Below are 16,137 nucleotides of genomic sequence, written 5' to 3'. Positions count from 1 at the left end.
CCCTTCTACTCGACTAGTTCAAGAAGGAAAACTCCTAATGATAATAGAACTAATCTGATTAGAGAGTCATGTATATCCGACATCTTGGTGCATAAAATGTGGGATATTAAATTCCTTTTTCTTATAAATATATTATAAGTGAAAGTGAAAGTGAAAGAATGAAAATATGGATTGGCTGGAAAGAATGAATAACGCATTGGTTTACATTGAATCTAATCTTGACGGAGAGATTGATTATAAAAAGATTGCACAAGTTGCTTATTGTTCGGAGTATCATTTTTCAAGAGTGTTTTCATCAAATTCTGGTATATCACTCTCAGAATATATTAGAAGCAGGCGACTAAAACTTGCTGCTTTTGAGATTCAAAAAAGTGATATTCGGGTTATTGATATAGCAATTAAGTACGGTTATGGGTCTGCTGACTCGTTTTCTCGTGCTTTTCAAAAGACACATGGAATAAAACCCTCTGAAGCCCGAAATAAAGGGGTGCAATTAAAAGCCTTTCCAAAGATTTCTTTCCAAATTTCAATAAAAGGAGATACTGAATTGGATTACAGAATTGAAAATCTTGATTATGAATTAAGAATTGTTGGAAAAGGTAAGTCTGTTAAAACGAGTAGGGCATTTAAAAACATTCCAACGCTTTGGAGCAGTGCAAAGAAAGATGGGTTTATGCAAGAACTAAAAGATATGGCATGGGAAAATCCAAAATGTACACTTGAAAGCCTCTTAGGAGTTTGTGGTAGGGAAGCAGCAATAACCGACGATGAATTTACTTACTTTATGGGAGTACGATATGATGGGGAACCTCCAAGTGATATGGAAATCCTTATCATTCCTGCAAGTACCTGGGCTGTTTTTCCGAATATAGTTGATGCGTGGAAACGACTTTATACAGAATGGGTTCCAACTTCTGGCTATGAACTGGCCAATTTACCATGCATTGAATGTTATTACGGTCCGAAGCATAAACCAAGCCATGAACTTTGGGTTCCTGTTATATCTAAATGATTTCATATACGCTGAAATGGAAAAAGAAAGGCATGCAACAGATAGAATTTCCATTAATATATCATCAAATGGATTTTAATTTTGATAGATGGTTTGTATTTAAAGGTAATGAGGAAAACAAAAGCACCTCCGAAGAGATGCTATTTATTCTTCAATTTATTAATTAAATCATTAACCTTACTTCTCATTTTTTCCGTCTCATCGTTAAGCAGAGAAATCGAATATTGATCATCATTTTTTGTCACTGATAAAATATCTCCTTCTCTAAATTCCTCGAGTTCTTTTTTAGGGACAAGAAGTTGTTCTTCCTCATTAGGATATTTTAAAAGAACTCCAAATGATTCTTCAAAGCGATCAAGAGTATATTGGATCATTCAAAGCAACTCCTTTTTTTAACGCTCACATGCCCATCCGTCATTATCGCGATCGTGTTTGGCAGCATAGGCTGGGTGGCCAGTTTTTACACCATTTGGGTAGTATTCCCGCATTGCCGTACAGTTACTAAATGATGTAGGTGCTCCCGGTATTACATATGTTCCTAAACCTGGGTCTGCTGGTTGTTCAGGAGTAGTTACAGGTGGTTCTGGAACAGGAGTAGGCGTTATTGTGACACCATTCCATGGCTTAGTGTTGAAAGAATAGGTCAACCCGTTTGTGCTCATGGTAATATTACCAGAAAACACAGTAGAGTATAGTAAAGATCCTGCACTCTTCAGACGGCTTACAACTTCCGGATGAGGATGGCCATATGAATTTTCATAACCATATGATAAGACTGTTGCAGCAGGCTTAACAGCATTAATAAATGTCTCAGAACTGCTTGTATTTGAACCATGGTGTCCTGCTTTTAATACTGTAGATTTAACAGCATAGCGGCTGATAATTTCTTGTTCTGTGGCAGTGTCAGCATCGCCCATCAACAAGACACTAATGTTTCCATAGGTTAAGCGCAGCACAATCGATGCTTCATTGTTATCGTCTCCAGCTTCAGCAGCGTTCAATACAGTTAACCCAAGATGAGAATCCAGATTAATCGTACTTCCAGCTTTAGGAATCACATAATTGATATTTTTGGCATCAACCAATGACAATAAATCATAGTAAGTCTGAGTCGTATGTGCTTGTCCAGAATCTACAAAGTTACTTACTTGAAAAGTATTAAGGACTGAAATTAATCCCCCGATATGATCGGCATCTGGATGAGTAGCAACTACATAATCGAGATTGGTTACTCCTTTACCTTTCAAGAAGCTAACCACTTCATCTCCGGCTGACTTTGCCCCACCATCAACAAGCATACTTTTACCGTTTGAAGTTTGGATTAAAATAGAATCTCCTTGCCCTACATTGATAAAATGAACTTGTAACGGCTTATTATTTACGATATCCAATAAAGCCAATTTACTCTTTGACGGTGTTTCATATTTAATAGATGAATCTTTCTTTACAAAAAGTCCTCCGCCAATCCCATACATTCCTCCATTTGCGCTTTTATAGGAATATACCCGGAATTCTTCGCCTTTTGTTAGTGTTTTTACCAGTTTCATATTTACATCGTAAACTGGTGTATTGCCGAGAACTGTGATTTTTCCAATTTGGCCTTTCTTTAATTCTGTTTTCCCCCACATAATTTTGGTGGACCCAGCAGGAGTAACAGTATTTTGTGGAGTTGACGATTGTTGTTCAAGCAGTGCTAATTTTGCTTTTGAAGGCGTTTCGTATTTTATTTTGGAGCTCTTTTGGATATATTGTCCGCCCCCTACGCCATACAATCCGTCGTGTGCGCTTTTATAGCTGTAAACACGATATTCTTCTCCAGCTTTTAATGTACGAACAGCCTTCAGTGAACCATTCGCATCTAAAGTGACCAAATCTGTATTTGATAAGACCGTCACTTTGCCGATTTGGCCAGCCTTTAACTCTGTTTTTCCCCACATTACACGGGTTGCAGCATGTGCATCATATGATTGAAATCCCGCGAAAGAAAAAAACAATACGGCTGCTAATAACAACATAACTACTTTTCTCATTGTTTTCCCCCATGATAGATTTAGTCTTAAAACCAAAATTAATGATACTACAGGAATTGGGTATATCGAACAGGAATTTTAATCCAGTTTCAAACAATAAAACTCTTTAACTCTTAATGATATAATTTCTATTGATTATATGATTGTAGAATCACTTTGAAGGGGAATAAAATGCTTCAGATACTAAAAGAATCAGATAATTTGATTATTGTGATACACGAGATCTATGGTATTAATCAACATATAAAAAATTTTTGTGATTTATTATCAAAACAAAACTTTGACGTTATCTGTCCGAACTTATTAGAACGAGAACAAGCATTTGATTATTCTGAAGAGAAGATTGCTTATTTGAATTTTATAGAGAATGTAGGGTTCTCTATAGCTGTACATAAAATAAAGAATTTATTATTAGATGTTAAAAATGAATACCAAAAAATATATATTATTGGATTTAGTGTTGGGGCAACTGTTGCTTGGTTGTGTAGTGAGGAAGAGTGTCTTGATGGGGTTGTGGGATATTATGGTTCAAGAATTAGGAATTACACACAAATAGTGCCTCTATGTCCTATAATTTTATTCTTTCCTCAAGAGGAACAATCCTTTAGTGTGGATGAGTTACTATCAAATTTGGATAAGAAGAAGAATATCGAGACATATAAATACTTTGGACAACACGGATTTAGTGACCCATACTCTACAAAATATAATGAAAAATCATCCCAAAACGCTTTCAATGAAATGCTAAACTTCTTAAAGAAACATTAATTCAAAACAAGGATGTTATACAACTATAGGTGCAGTTTAGTTGAATAAGGAATATTAATTTTATAGGGTTATGGAAAGAACAAAATATAATAAACAACTCGCCAAAAACTGAACGAGTTTTAAATACCTATTTTTATTGCTGGTTGAAATAATAATGCGCTCAACATAAAACAATTATACGATAGGGTGTGGTTTGAGCAGGGATACTTCTTGTGGCAGGTCCATAGAAAACAATTAAATCTCGGTTCGCTGGATATCTTGAAAAGAGTTGCCCATTCGTTAATAATATTTGGGTATAGGGAGATAAATTTAATTGTAATTGTCCATCACTACTCACCAATTGGTTATTAAAATAATCAACTATTACATTCTGATTTGGGTTATCTTTTACCATGACAAGCGCTTGATATTGTGGAGGGTAAATAAGAATAGCAGGTAAATCTCCATCATAATATCCTGTCACGCGATCTCCTACTCTGACCATTTCATGGTCAACGAAATAAGTTGAGGGTGAAACCACGAAATTTACTATTGATCCCAATTCATTTTCTATTGTAAATAATTTATAACAACCTTCTTTTTTACCATTTTGACCTGTGAAAAATTCACTAATCACCGTGACAGTTCCATGAAATGAATAAAAATTCGTCATACAATACCTCCAAAATAAAAAGATAGGGACGATCTTTTATTTTGAGACTATTCGAGATAAGGCTTTTGAAGGATTTTAGTATAATGTAGGGATAGGAGGGCAGGCAACAGCATCTATAAGTCTTGGGTCAATACCGTAGAATTGCCAGAAAGCACCGTTCCATCTATATCCAGAGACTTCTCCATATTCCACACGAGTAGGGTAAAACCAAAATTGTCTGCCATTTATAAGCCATACATAAGTGTTTTGATATAGACAATCGACGATATAGGACACAGAAGGTTTTGGTGGTATGAATGTTGGAGGAGGGGATTGTGGACTCATTGTCCCCTGGCGTGGGAAATATCTCATGTGATTTCACTCCTTTTAGTTAGGGTCTCAACATTATATGTTGAGAAGAAGTAAAAGGATTATTTAACGCGAAAACTAAAGATTGTGAAGTAATGTACTTAAATTAATGGGTAGCGTTAGTTCAAGAAGAATTAAGTGATTTTCGGGTTAGGAACTTATTATAGGTATTCCATTAAAAGGCGCTTTCCTGGAACAAGGAAAAGCGTCTATTTTCATTATTGGGACAGATTGCTGAATAAGCAGAATTCCAATAAAATTGGTTGCTTTTCTTGAAATGGTTAGTGCCTGTTTTCGACTATAGTACAATTTAGTTGAATGAAAAATAGAATAAAATTAAATTTTCTAGGCGATGATATCCTTCCTTTTATGAACTAAGGAGAAAAAATAATGCTATACATAAGAACAAAAAAGTTTGAAAAATAGAATTTCTTGATAGAAATAAGACCAATGATTACGTATTAAGGAGTGTAGGGGGCCACTTACAGGGAGGAAATAGATGAAAATAAACGATAGTAACGTTGTACAACAGTTAACAAAAAGAAATGAAAAAGCTTTATACTATATCATCGATTGTTACGGAGGTTTGATAAAGAAAGTTATCCAAAAGTACTTGTACAATTTAGAATCTATTCAAGAGGAATGTTTGGATGATGTACTACTTCTTATCTGGGAAAATATTCATTCATATGACCAAAGTAGAAATTCACTAAAAAATTGGATTGCAGCTATTGCAAAATACAAGGCAATTGATTATCAAAGAAAATACCAAAGATATTTAGAGCAAAAAGATATCGATGATGAGATGGTAGAAAGTCCATTTGACGTAGAAGCACATGTAACAAGAAATATGTTAAGTAGCACTACTGAGAAAATGCTCGGTCACTTAAAGAAAGAAGATCAAATATTATTCATCAAACATTATGCTGAAGACAAAAATATCGATGAATTATCGAATGAAACGGGTTTAGAAAGGTCCGTTCTTTATAATCGTTTGTCCCGTGGGCGAAAAAAGCTTCGGTCATTATTTCAAGGTAATTCAGCTAGTGGAAAATAGAATGAGGTGGATAAATGAAAAACTTATTTGAGCGTTTAAATGATGAAAAAATTAAACTATCAGAATTTGAAGGTGGCCAATTAACGGATATCGAAAAGAAGGCTACAAAAAAAAGAATAAAGGCAAAGTTGAAAAGCAGATCGGGTAATAAAAGAAGGATTCTTGCTGTAGCAGCTTCGCTTGCAGTTATAACAATTTTAGGGATGAATACAAATTATACTTTAGCGGATATTCCAATAATCGGAAGCGCACTAGAGAAATTTGTCTATTCGCAAGAAGATTCATTAAGCGATTATAAAACAGTCATTGGAGAATCGGTAGAAAGTAATGGAGTGAAGGTGACATTGAATGAAATAATACTAGATGAAGGTCAACTCCTTATTAGTAGTACATTCCATACAGATTTATCGGATAGTGACTTAGCTTATAATTGGTATTCAAACATAGGAGTTTATATAGATGGTAAGAAATCAGATCTCGGGGGAGGTGGAGGCCCCAAAGAAATAACCAATTCAGCAGTGAATTATTTTTGGGCTTCGGATATAAAAAATATTAATCTTCAAGATAATCAACAGATTAAAATAGTCTTTAATAATTTGGAACGAAGTGATACAAAGAAATTAATAAAAGGAAAGTGGAGTTTTGAATTTACTGCATCCGGTGAAAAACTCATGGCAGAAAAGAAATCAATACCAATTAATAAGTATATTACACTAGAGGATGGTCAGAAAGTGACGGTAGAAGAGTTGATATTAACTCCTGTTTCAACAATGATTACTTACAAAATGAATGATATTTCTAATGACCTTCACTTTAGGATTGAAGATCAAAATGGGATGGAATTGCAAGAATTCTCCGCACGGACTTCAAGTTATATTAACTATTATAGATTTATAGCATTAGAAAACAACATAACCAAACTTAGGATCATTCCATATATCTATTCTAATGATGCAGGAGTAGATAAAAACGAGGTAATTCTCTATGACGAAATTTTTGAAATAGATGTGGAATAAAGTAAGGGTTACAATGTTTGTGTCACTTTTGAATGACACAAACATTGATTCAAAATGAGACAAAATCTTGATTTATCGCCATTCTAATATTACAACGTTTGTCTCACTAGTCATTAACTATTCAACAAATACCCCTCTAGCCCAACGACAGTTCAGGCCATCTACAACAGATGGCCCATTTATAACATTATTTGTTTAAATGAATTAGTTTATCAGGATTCGAGACCATGTAAATCTTGGCTATTTTCCCATCGTTTACTTCAATTGAAACCACATAATCGATCCTTCCATCAATTATTACAACCATACCCGGACTGCCATTCACATTTTTAAATTGGTAAGCTGCATTCTCAGGAAGTTTAGTAATAACGCCTAGTAAGAAACGTGCAATATGATCCGCACTGAAGATTGGCCGCAATGCAGCAGTAACTTTCCCGCCACCATCCGAATAGAAAACGGCATCCTTTGTTAACATCGCATGAATCAGATCAATATTTCCGTCAAGGACGGCCTGAGAAAATTTTTCTATATATGTTTTCGAGTGGTGGTCAGACTTTTCAGAATATGTTTTGTGCATAATTCCCTTTTTTGCCCGATGAAAAATCTGCCGGCAATTCGTGCTGCTTTTCCCTACGATTGAAGCAATGTCTTCATATTCATATTGAAAGACTTCACGCAACAGAAAAACAGCTCTTTCAACTTCGGTTAATTGTTGTAACAGCAATAAATAAGCCATCGATATGGATTCCTTTTTATCTAAAGAAATTGAAGGATTGTCTATATCATCTTCTACAATTGGTTCGGGTAACCACTGTCCAATATAGACTTCCCGCTGTTTTGCCGCAGATCGCAGTTTATCAATGCACCGATTCGTCACGATTTTGCATAAATAGGCCTTCATATTATTAATTTTGGTCTCGTTATTCGCCTCTCCCAATAAAAGAAAGGCTTCGTGCACGATGTCCTCTGCATCCATTACACTCCCGAGCATCCTATAGGCTAAGGAGAATAGTAATAGTTTATAAGTTTGATAAACCTGGGCCATTTCCAAAATCAATCACTCTCTCATACTAAGACGTTACTTTTTTCCAGAATATGTGCGGCTGCCCGCTTTCCGCTCGCAACAGCCCCATCAGCCAATAATTCATCATGGCCTGCCCAATCTCCTGCAATGTAAAGTCCTTGCGTTGTTGGAACTTCAGGTCCAATGGGATCATGGCGGCCAACTCTTGGGAAATCATGCACCACCGTGATTTTCGGCAAAAATTGTTGTGTGATAACCGCTTCCCTCCATCCTGGGTGGAGGAGATCCATTAATTTTTCCAGTTGTTCTTTATTTGTAAGAGGATCATAATCCTGGCATGTCGGATCATGATATTTCACTAAATGAACAACGGCATTGCCTTCTTTACATACTTTAGCGGCCCTGGATTCATTAGTGAAAAAAATAGGCTGATCCAAGCCTATTACAAACTGATGGTCTGGATTAGGCAAATGGGTCAAACAGAGATCCAAACACGTTGCGGTAATCGGAACCGCCTGCCTTTTCCATAAAGATAGTGTAGAATTTTCAAGCAAACGACAGGCTTCATTAGGTGGTACTGCTATAATAATGTTCTCAGCTTCAATGGTTTCGCCACTTGCACATTTAATGGTGTTTAATGGATGTCTGGATTCTACTTTTTCCACCTTACAATGACATCTTATTTTTACACCTAGACTTTCTGCCTTTTTTCTTAAATCCGCAACGATGGTCTCCCAACCGCCATCGACATAAATCACACCTGTTTTCAGTGTTCTTTGAAGTTGCCTTAAAACGGAGCGGGCTAGCTGAAGATGCGGGGCAAACGTATAAGTTGCTGTACGGCATAATGCATAAAAATGGTGCCTGATCATTGGGCTTTTTATTTCTTTTTCTGCCCAGTCACTTAAACTAACTGTCATTATATTATCTATATTCATTTTCCAAATCTGAATGATCAACTGAGTAAATTGGATTTTTTCTGACCAAGAAATCACTGAAGACTTAAGAAGTGAACCTAGTCCTGTCGCAAAGGGAACCACATTGTTTTTCCATATTCCATGCGTTTGAACAAGCGCATTTTTCCCACTGATTTCAACACCAAGCTCTTTAAAAATAGTCATAGCTTCTCCACCCGAATACAGTGCATGAGCTCCGATGTTAAACAGTGCACCGTTTTCGTTATTAGTCATGGATCGCCCGCCAAGACGATTGGATTTATCAAATACAATGACATTTTTACCTTCCTTTGCTAAGTAATTGGCTGCCGTTAACCCTGCCAATCCACCGCCGATGATGGCTACATCAACTTTTCCCATTAAAATTCCTCCTTCATTCGTTCTACACTCAAGACGATTGAAGGAAAGATTTTGTGACAAAATGAATAAAAAAACCGTTCAAATTTCTGAACGGAGAGAATCAAATTATGTGTTAGTAAATTTATTTAAATTCCTGTTTTTATACCAAAACCTACTAAAATTAGACCGGTTGATTTTTGGAATGCCTTCTGGAATTTAGAGTTGTTCAACCACTTTTTGGCGTAATCAATTAGATAAACTAGAACCAAAAACCACGATACAGCGAGTAGGGTTAGGATTAAGGCTAATACAATCAATTGCTGGTCTACATTTTCATTCAAATTGATAAATTGCGGCATGATTGTGATATAAACTATAACAGTCTTTGGATTAAGAATATTACTAAGTAACGCTTGCATGAAGGAATCTTTATTATGTCGATTTGAATACTCAATAGGTGTATTTGCCTGAGCTTGAATTTCTTTTATAGAAAATACGCTTTTAGCAAAAAAACTTTTGATTCCTAAATAAATTAAGTATGCGGCTCCCAAATATTTGATGGTACTAAAAAGAATGACAGACTTTGCAATGACAACAGATAATCCAAGAATAGCAATTAGCGTCCAAAAAGAAAGCCCTGTTGCCATTCCGAGAACCGTATACCGTCCAGCTTTTGTACCATAGCTAAGCGTGTTTTTCACAAGGAGCATAGTATCTGCTCCTGGAATAATAACCATCATTGCAGCAATTGATATGTATGTTAGTAAGCTATCCATACTATTTCTCCTTTCCTCTCATTATAGTGGCTACTTAGGTAACTACTCGTAAAGTATATCAGATGATTTTGGAAACAATCAACAGATTTTGCTAAAATATTAGTTACAAAGGTAGCGACTAAGGTTTTGTTGGAGGGCTTATGAAAGAAAACATTTTAGAAATATTAAAAAATCTTAATTTTACCGAATATGAAGCGAAAGCATACCTTGCTTTGTTGGAAGAATCGCCTCTAACCGGCTATGCAGTAGCAAAAAATTCCGGTGTACCACGTTCAAGAATATATGAAGTTCTGGACAGTCTCGCGATGCGAGGAGATATTCTGGTTAGTCCTGGAAACACACCACAATATACGCCTGTTCCTGCAAAGGAGCTAATTAAAAGCCGCCGAATGAAAGCAGAAGAAAACTTTGAACTGGCAGAAAAATCATTAGCGGAGTTTGAACGGTCTGCAAATGACCGTGAAAATATTTGGAATATCACGGGACGCAATGAAATACTCGAAAAGGTAAAAGCTTGTATATTATCTGCTAAAAAAAGAATTCTTTTAGAGGTCTGGAAAGAAGAGTTCGAAGAGTTGGAGTCTGAATTAAGACTGGCAGCAAAAAGAGGGGTCAATGTAACGATTATTGCTTACGGGGAAATCACCTCTGATTTTGCTAATGTTTACTTTCATTATATGGGTCATGAAATTACAGAAGAGTATGGTGGAAGATGGATTGTTATTAGTGGAGATGATTCAGAAGTAGTAGCAGGTATTGTCTCGCTAGGTAAAGATAGCCGTGCAGCATGGACCATGCATGTAGGTTTAGTCATGCCAATTACAGAATTCATCATTCACGATTTGTATCTCATGGAAATTATGGAGAAACATAAAGAACTTTTAGAGGAGAGTTTTGGGAAAAACCTCGTGAATTTACGCCGCAAATTTTCTATCCATCCCGATTTTAAAAAACATTACGTGGACTAAATTTATACTTTTATTGTTGTTTTACACAGCATAAGAAGAAAAGCATTATTCATAGCAAATAATGCTTTTCTACTTAATGTAACAGGTATTAGAGTTCATAAGTACATAGCCATTGATCTTCAACAAACCGACTCGTTTATTTAGGAACGCGTCATGTTTATAAAAGGTCCAGATTACAGAAGATCTTATTGAAAATAAGCTACCCAATAGTTCAGTAACTATAACAAAAAAGCGTTAATCCTTCTACGATTAGCGCCACTGTTTATTTAATTATATTTTTTCACAGTCTGTTTACCTTCTAATCTTGAAACCTAGCTTAAGTTTAATTCATGAATAATCTAATGGTACTTATATTTTTATCTATCTTGATTTTCATAGTATGCTTCATCTGCATATTTCTGGTCTGTTCCTTTAAGATAAGCTAAGATCATTTTCGGACGTTTAAGTAAAACCCAGTCTCCATGTTTATCAAACTTTCTGCTTGAAGTTATCATCCCATTTTGAATCGTCCCGTATTTTTTTCCCTTCTTTTTTCCCCACACTTTTAAACGTTTAGCGAAATCTGCATCTTCTGCCATAAGCATATTTTCATTAAATCCCTTAATCGAATTAAAATCCTTTTTGTAGCACCAGAAGATTCCCACGGAAATTGCTCCATATTTAAATAATAGTGGCCCAATTAGTAATAAGGTTGAAACAAAAATACCTAAAGACATTCTTTCAAATTTCCCTGTAACTCCCCCGCCAATGTACTTTCCAGTGGCTAAGTTCTCCTCTACCTTAGACAACACATGTTCGTTCATCTGTGTATCTGCATCAATTGTAACGATGATTTCACCTCTAGCTATTTCAACACCTGCGTTCCTAATCTTAGAAAGGTTTTTGTCGTTATTCTTTATTGTGATACATTTATACGATTTTGCAATTTCTTCTGTCCTGTCTGTACATCGATTTAACACAACAATGATTTCAACTTGATTATTAAATAATTTAGAGGCTTTAGAAATGGATTCTAAGCATTTTCCAATGTACTTTTCTTCATTATGAGCGGGTATAATAATTGAAAATTTTATTTCCTCTTTATTTGTATCTTCTGAAGAGTTCTCCTTTTCGATCATGAAATAGCTCCCCCTATAAATGAAACAATTTATAATTCTTTAACTGTAACTTGAAACTACCAAGAGTGAATGATGTTTAATATCCAAAATTCACCTCATGATATTGAAGCCAAAACAAACACCCTCCCTATTATGAATATTATCACTATTACCAAATGTTTGAATCATATTAATTTAATATTTTTGTACATATTTTCAACTAAATGGATATTATGTTTAAATTTATGGGGGATATTGTGAATAAATAAACTATATGTCAGGATAGTTGATAAAGGATTCTTTTAATAGTTTGGAGAAATGTTTTGGGTAATTTATTTTGAAAGGATATATTGTTGGTTAAATTATAAGTGCAGAAGTGAACAAAGAAAAAGGAGATTACATAATGACGAACCTGAAGGAAGTATCAGTTGCAAAAGTAGAAATGCTTATTAGAAAACCTGTTGAAGAGGTATTTGAGGCTTTTATCGACCCTTCCATTACTACAAAATTCTGGTTTACTAAAAGCAGCGGAAGATTAGAAGCGGGAAAACGTATTCGTTGGGATTGGGAGATGTACGGAGTTTCTGCTGAACTTGATGTAAAACAGTTGGAACAAAATAATAGAATTCTCATCAAATTTGACGATGACACGACCGTGGAGTGGATTTTTACATCTCGGTCAGAAGGAACCTTTGTCACAATTATTAACGCAGGATTCAAAGGTAGTCCAAATGAAATAGTTCATCAAGTGATAGATTCAACTGGAGGTTTTACGATTGTTCTATGTGGTTTAAAGGCACTTCTTGAACATAACATCATCTTGAATCTTGTTTCGGATAGGTTTCCTGACGCTCACGTATAAAAATGTACTTAAACAAAATCAAAACGAAATGTTGATCAACAATCGGCTTGATTTTTAAACAACATAGGCAGAAATGATTCATCTTTTTTATAAAACACAATCTAAAATTCTGCCGGATAAAAATCCATTTTAATCAAACTTTATTTACTGAAATAGTTTATTCTTACTTTTTTTACTTCACGTTCATTTAAGGATTGAACAGGTCGATGGTTATCAGGGAAAATGTTGCGGAATTTATCGATTTGTTCTTTAGACATTTCAATCGGCTCCTCCAATACAGCCCATTTTACAGCTTCTGAGCATGGAGGAGTTGTTAAAGAACCATTATATCGAAACGAATCTTTATTTTTCGGTAATAAGCTCATTAAGTCGATGGGCTCTGTCAATTTAACATCTTCTGTTGTTTCTTCTGTGGGAATGACGTTCCAGGCCTTTTCTAGATAAATATTTGACGCTCCCTCTTTAATCATTAAGCCAAGAACGGCTAATTGGTTATTAGCATCCTTATGTACAAAATGTAATTCCATATCAAAATTCTGCCCATTAAATTGATGTTCACTTGGTGTATGGAAATGGAATTGTGCTAACTTATATTCCTTATTGTCAACGACAAAAGAGTTATCCAGGGTGGAAGGGGTGCCTTGAATCGTATATCCGTTGTTAATTAAGAAGAAACTAGTAGGTTTATAGTTAATATCAAGATTTGCTATTTTTTCATCTTCTATAACTTGTGATGTTTGGATGTTGATAGGGGACTGCTCTTTCCCGTTTGTACATACTGCATAATCGGGATTTATGTCACCCCAATGTTCTGGTCCTGTTTCCCCTTCGTAAGACCAATGGGCTGTATGTACATCAATTGACTTTTTCTTTTTATTTACAACATCATATTTAGCCGCATCGGGTGAAATAGAAGAATACGCTACTAAAAACAAAACGAGAAAAGACATTAAAAATGAATAAAATATTTTTCTTGCTGGCATAATTCTAACCTCGTTTATATTGATTCATGTAATAAATGTATTTTTACCTCGATTATTGGATTTTAGTCGTTGTTTATATAAAGTTCAGCGGACATACGTTCCGTTATCTGCTAAAAAAACGGTGATTTCACGATTTAGTCGGACATATCTTCCGTTATTTTGCGGAAATGTTTCATTTCTACGTGATTAATATTAAATAAAGTACCCAGTGTCCGATAATACCTCCAAATGTGTTATTTATGAAAATAGCGTACTCTATGTCCCTAAAAATATTGATACAATGAAATCCGAGAAAAGAATGCCTTTTTTCGAACAGGGCTTGAACTGAATAAGATAAGTAATAAAAAAGCAGGGATTACCTTTAATTTACATATTAATTTGGAGCTGATTTTGAATGACTCATTTATATTTTGTCCGACATGCTCATTCGACATATACACCTGACGAGTTAGGAAGACCTTTATCAAAAAAAGGAGTAGTTGATTCGCATGAGATTACTGAATTATTAAAAGAAGAGCAAATTGATATTGTTATTTCAAGCCCATATAAGCGTGCAATTCAAACTGTTGAAGGAATTGCTCATTATTTTAATAAAGAGATAGAAATGATAGAAGATTTTAAAGAACGAAGGTTAACCGCAGAGCCCGCAGAAGACTTTACTTTTGCGATAACAAAGGTTTGGGAAGATGACCATTTCTCATGGGAAGGCGGAGAATCCAATGCAGTCGCTCAAAAAAGGGGCGTGGATGCCACTATTCAGATATTAGATAAGTATGAAGGTAAAAATATCGTTATAGGTACACACGGTAACATTATGGTTCTAATCATGAATTACTTTGATAATCAATATGATTTTGCATTCTGGAAAAATCTCGATATGCCCGATATCTATAAATTAACTTTTGATGGGAGAGAATTAAGAGATGCAAAAAGGTTATGGGAGTGTGTTTAATTTCTTTCTGAAAAATAGTTAATTTGAACGCACATCTTATTATTTTTAAAATGTGCGTCCGATTTAATAATTAGCACGATCAGAGGCATTACTATTACAAATTCTAAATCTATTAAACTATAGCGTAATGACAACTTTTCCTTGTGCATGGCCTTCTTCAAAGTATCTGAATGCTTCACGTACTTCACTTAACTTATACTGTCTATCAATTACTGGTTTTACTTTACCAGCCTCAAGCAGTTCTTTCATATATTTTAGATCCTTTTGGTTTGCTCTTTGTAATAGACTGCTCATTTTCTTACTTCCTGTCATTGAATGAAAAGGTCCAAATATTAAGGTCTGGTATAATTGAGACTCGGAGCCCCCAACGTGAATGAAATTTCCATTTGGTTTAAGTGCGCGTTTATAAGCGGAAAGGGGGTAAGAGCCATTAACCCCAAGAATTAAATCATAAAGCTCCTCGCGTTGGGTGAAATCATCTTTTGTATAGTCGATAACATGGTCTGCACCAATGGATTGCAATGTTTCTAAATTCCTCGTACTACATATACCAGTAACTTCAGCTCCGAATGATTTGGCGATTTGTACCGCGAAAGTACCGACACCACCCGATGCCCCATTAATTAATACTTTGTGTCCTGACTTAATTTTTCCCTTATCCCGTAATCCCTGTAAGGCTGTAACTCCTGCCATTGGTGCGGCAGCAGCCTCCTCGAAAGAGATATTGGCTGGTTTTAAGGCTAAGGCCTCTTCAGGGACAGCTACATATTCAGCAAAAGCACCCCAGCCATACTTAGAGAGGTCACCGAACACTTCATCACCTGGTTGAAACTGCTTAACATCTTTGCCAACTGCTTCAACTTGACCAGAAATATCACCCCCTGGTATAGGGTGTTTTGGTTTTTGTAGGCCGAAAGCTAAACGAGCTAGGAACGGTTTTCCTTTCAAAAGAACTAAGTTACCAAAGTTCAAGGATGTAGCATGAATCTTTACCAAGACTTCATTTTCTAAAGGTCTCGGTTTCTCAACTTCCTGTAGTTCAAGTACATCAGGTGAACCATATTTGTTGCTAACGATAGCTCTCAAAAATACCCCTCCAATTATAAATAAGAATAACAACAAATTAAAGTTGATTATGAATCCTACTGTAATACGTATTAGTGAAGGGATAGATTCGAAATTATTTGAATTTTAAAAAATATATTTTGAATGTGAAGCAAACTCAATCCTTTTTAGAAGGTAATTAAAAAATTAGTTTAAAATGGAAATTTATTCTTGAAAATGAACTGTGTGTCAT

16 protein-coding genes are annotated in these 16,137 nt (G+C 35.2%); 7 read left to right on the top strand and 9 right to left on the bottom strand.

Features of this window, described 5'->3' with window-relative positions; all coding sequences use genetic code 11:
• The first annotated feature begins 166 nt into the window (after positions 1 to 166).
• Positions 167 to 1,012 (top strand): AraC family transcriptional regulator, encoded by an 846-nt coding sequence (locus V7127_RS04235; RefSeq protein ID WP_335483850.1) that lies wholly within the window; start codon positions 167 to 169, stop codon positions 1,010 to 1,012.
• A 140-nt stretch (positions 1,013 to 1,152) separates the two neighbouring features.
• Here V7127_RS04235 and V7127_RS04230 read toward each other — a convergent pair whose 3' ends face one another.
• Together V7127_RS04230 and V7127_RS04225 are read right to left on the bottom strand one after the other, a co-directional pair.
• Positions 1,153 to 1,386 carry a DUF3006 domain-containing protein gene (locus tag V7127_RS04230; protein ID WP_335346027.1) on the bottom strand — a complete coding sequence of 78 codons (234 nt, stop codon included), beginning with the start codon at positions 1,384 to 1,386 and terminating at the stop codon, positions 1,153 to 1,155.
• Between the two features lie 18 nt (positions 1,387 to 1,404).
• Positions 1,405 to 3,042, bottom strand: coding sequence for an MBL fold metallo-hydrolase (locus V7127_RS04225; protein ID WP_335346028.1), 1,638 nt, complete (start codon positions 3,040 to 3,042; stop codon positions 1,405 to 1,407).
• 171 nt (positions 3,043 to 3,213) lie between these two features.
• On the opposite strand from V7127_RS04225, the gene V7127_RS04220 reads away from it, so the two are divergent.
• A complete protein-coding gene (locus V7127_RS04220) occupies positions 3,214 to 3,810 on the top strand; it encodes a dienelactone hydrolase family protein (RefSeq protein ID WP_335483848.1) in 597 nt (198 codons plus the stop codon).
• Positions 3,811 to 3,970: 160 nt separating this feature from the next.
• Here V7127_RS04220 and V7127_RS04215 read toward each other — a convergent pair whose 3' ends face one another.
• Entirely contained in the window at positions 3,971 to 4,462 is a 492-nt protein-coding gene (locus V7127_RS04215) for a hypothetical protein (protein ID WP_335348354.1), read from the bottom strand.
• 847 nt (positions 4,463 to 5,309) lie between these two features.
• Here V7127_RS04215 and V7127_RS04210 point away from each other — a divergent pair.
• Together V7127_RS04210 and V7127_RS04205 are read left to right on the top strand one after the other, a co-directional pair.
• Entirely contained in the window at positions 5,310 to 5,867 is a 558-nt protein-coding gene (locus V7127_RS04210; RefSeq protein ID WP_335483846.1) for a sigma-70 family RNA polymerase sigma factor, read from the top strand.
• 14 nt (positions 5,868 to 5,881) lie between these two features.
• Entirely contained in the window at positions 5,882 to 6,883 is a 1,002-nt protein-coding gene (locus V7127_RS04205) for a DUF4179 domain-containing protein (RefSeq protein WP_335483844.1), read from the top strand.
• Positions 6,884 to 7,070: 187 nt separating this feature from the next.
• On the opposite strand, the gene V7127_RS04200 is transcribed toward V7127_RS04205, so the two are convergent.
• The 3 genes from V7127_RS04200 to V7127_RS04190 form a co-directional block, all read right to left on the bottom strand.
• Positions 7,071 to 7,934, bottom strand: a complete 864-nt coding sequence (locus V7127_RS04200; RefSeq protein WP_335483852.1) for an RNA polymerase sigma-70 factor — start codon at positions 7,932 to 7,934, stop codon at positions 7,071 to 7,073.
• 14 nt (positions 7,935 to 7,948) lie between these two features.
• Entirely contained in the window at positions 7,949 to 9,223 is a 1,275-nt protein-coding gene (locus V7127_RS04195) for a phytoene desaturase family protein (RefSeq protein ID WP_335483842.1), read from the bottom strand.
• Between the two features lie 125 nt (positions 9,224 to 9,348).
• The gene (locus V7127_RS04190) at positions 9,349 to 9,978 is read right to left on the bottom strand and encodes a homoserine/threonine efflux transporter (protein WP_335483840.1); all 630 of its coding nucleotides are present in this window, start codon (positions 9,976 to 9,978) and stop codon (positions 9,349 to 9,351) included.
• A gap of 140 nt (positions 9,979 to 10,118) precedes the next feature.
• Here V7127_RS04190 and V7127_RS04185 point away from each other — a divergent pair, with 140 nt between their 5' ends.
• Positions 10,119 to 10,946: a TrmB family transcriptional regulator gene (locus V7127_RS04185; RefSeq protein ID WP_335483838.1), complete on the top strand. Its 828-nt coding sequence runs from the start codon at positions 10,119 to 10,121 to the stop codon at positions 10,944 to 10,946.
• Positions 10,947 to 11,302: 356 nt separating this feature from the next.
• Here the strand turns inward: V7127_RS04185 and V7127_RS04180 are convergent, their stop codons facing one another.
• Positions 11,303 to 12,064: a glycosyltransferase gene (locus V7127_RS04180; protein WP_335344883.1), complete on the bottom strand. Its 762-nt coding sequence runs from the start codon at positions 12,062 to 12,064 to the stop codon at positions 11,303 to 11,305.
• 382 nt (positions 12,065 to 12,446) lie between these two features.
• Between V7127_RS04180 and V7127_RS04175 the strand changes: the two genes are divergently transcribed.
• Complete coding sequence (locus V7127_RS04175) at positions 12,447 to 12,905, top strand: SRPBCC family protein (protein ID WP_335483836.1); 459 nt, start codon at positions 12,447 to 12,449, stop codon at positions 12,903 to 12,905.
• Between the two features lie 140 nt (positions 12,906 to 13,045).
• Here the strand turns inward: V7127_RS04175 and V7127_RS04170 are convergent, their stop codons facing one another.
• Positions 13,046 to 13,888 (bottom strand): carbonic anhydrase, encoded by an 843-nt coding sequence (locus V7127_RS04170; RefSeq protein WP_335483834.1) that lies wholly within the window; start codon positions 13,886 to 13,888, stop codon positions 13,046 to 13,048.
• A gap of 394 nt (positions 13,889 to 14,282) precedes the next feature.
• Between V7127_RS04170 and V7127_RS04165 the strand changes: the two genes are divergently transcribed.
• Positions 14,283 to 14,840, top strand: coding sequence for a histidine phosphatase family protein (locus V7127_RS04165; RefSeq protein WP_335483832.1), 558 nt, complete (start codon positions 14,283 to 14,285; stop codon positions 14,838 to 14,840).
• Between the two features lie 117 nt (positions 14,841 to 14,957).
• Here the strand turns inward: V7127_RS04165 and V7127_RS04160 are convergent, their stop codons facing one another.
• Positions 14,958 to 15,926, bottom strand: a complete 969-nt coding sequence (locus V7127_RS04160) for an NAD(P)-dependent alcohol dehydrogenase (protein WP_335483830.1) — start codon at positions 15,924 to 15,926, stop codon at positions 14,958 to 14,960.
• Positions 15,927 to 16,137 lie beyond the last annotated feature (211 nt).

The sequence above is a fragment of the Bacillus sp. JJ1773 genome, from assembly GCF_036962035.1.
Taxonomy (GTDB): Bacteria; Bacillota; Bacilli; order Bacillales; family Cytobacillaceae; genus Cytobacillus.
This window is presented reverse-complemented; position numbering and strand designations above follow the sequence as displayed.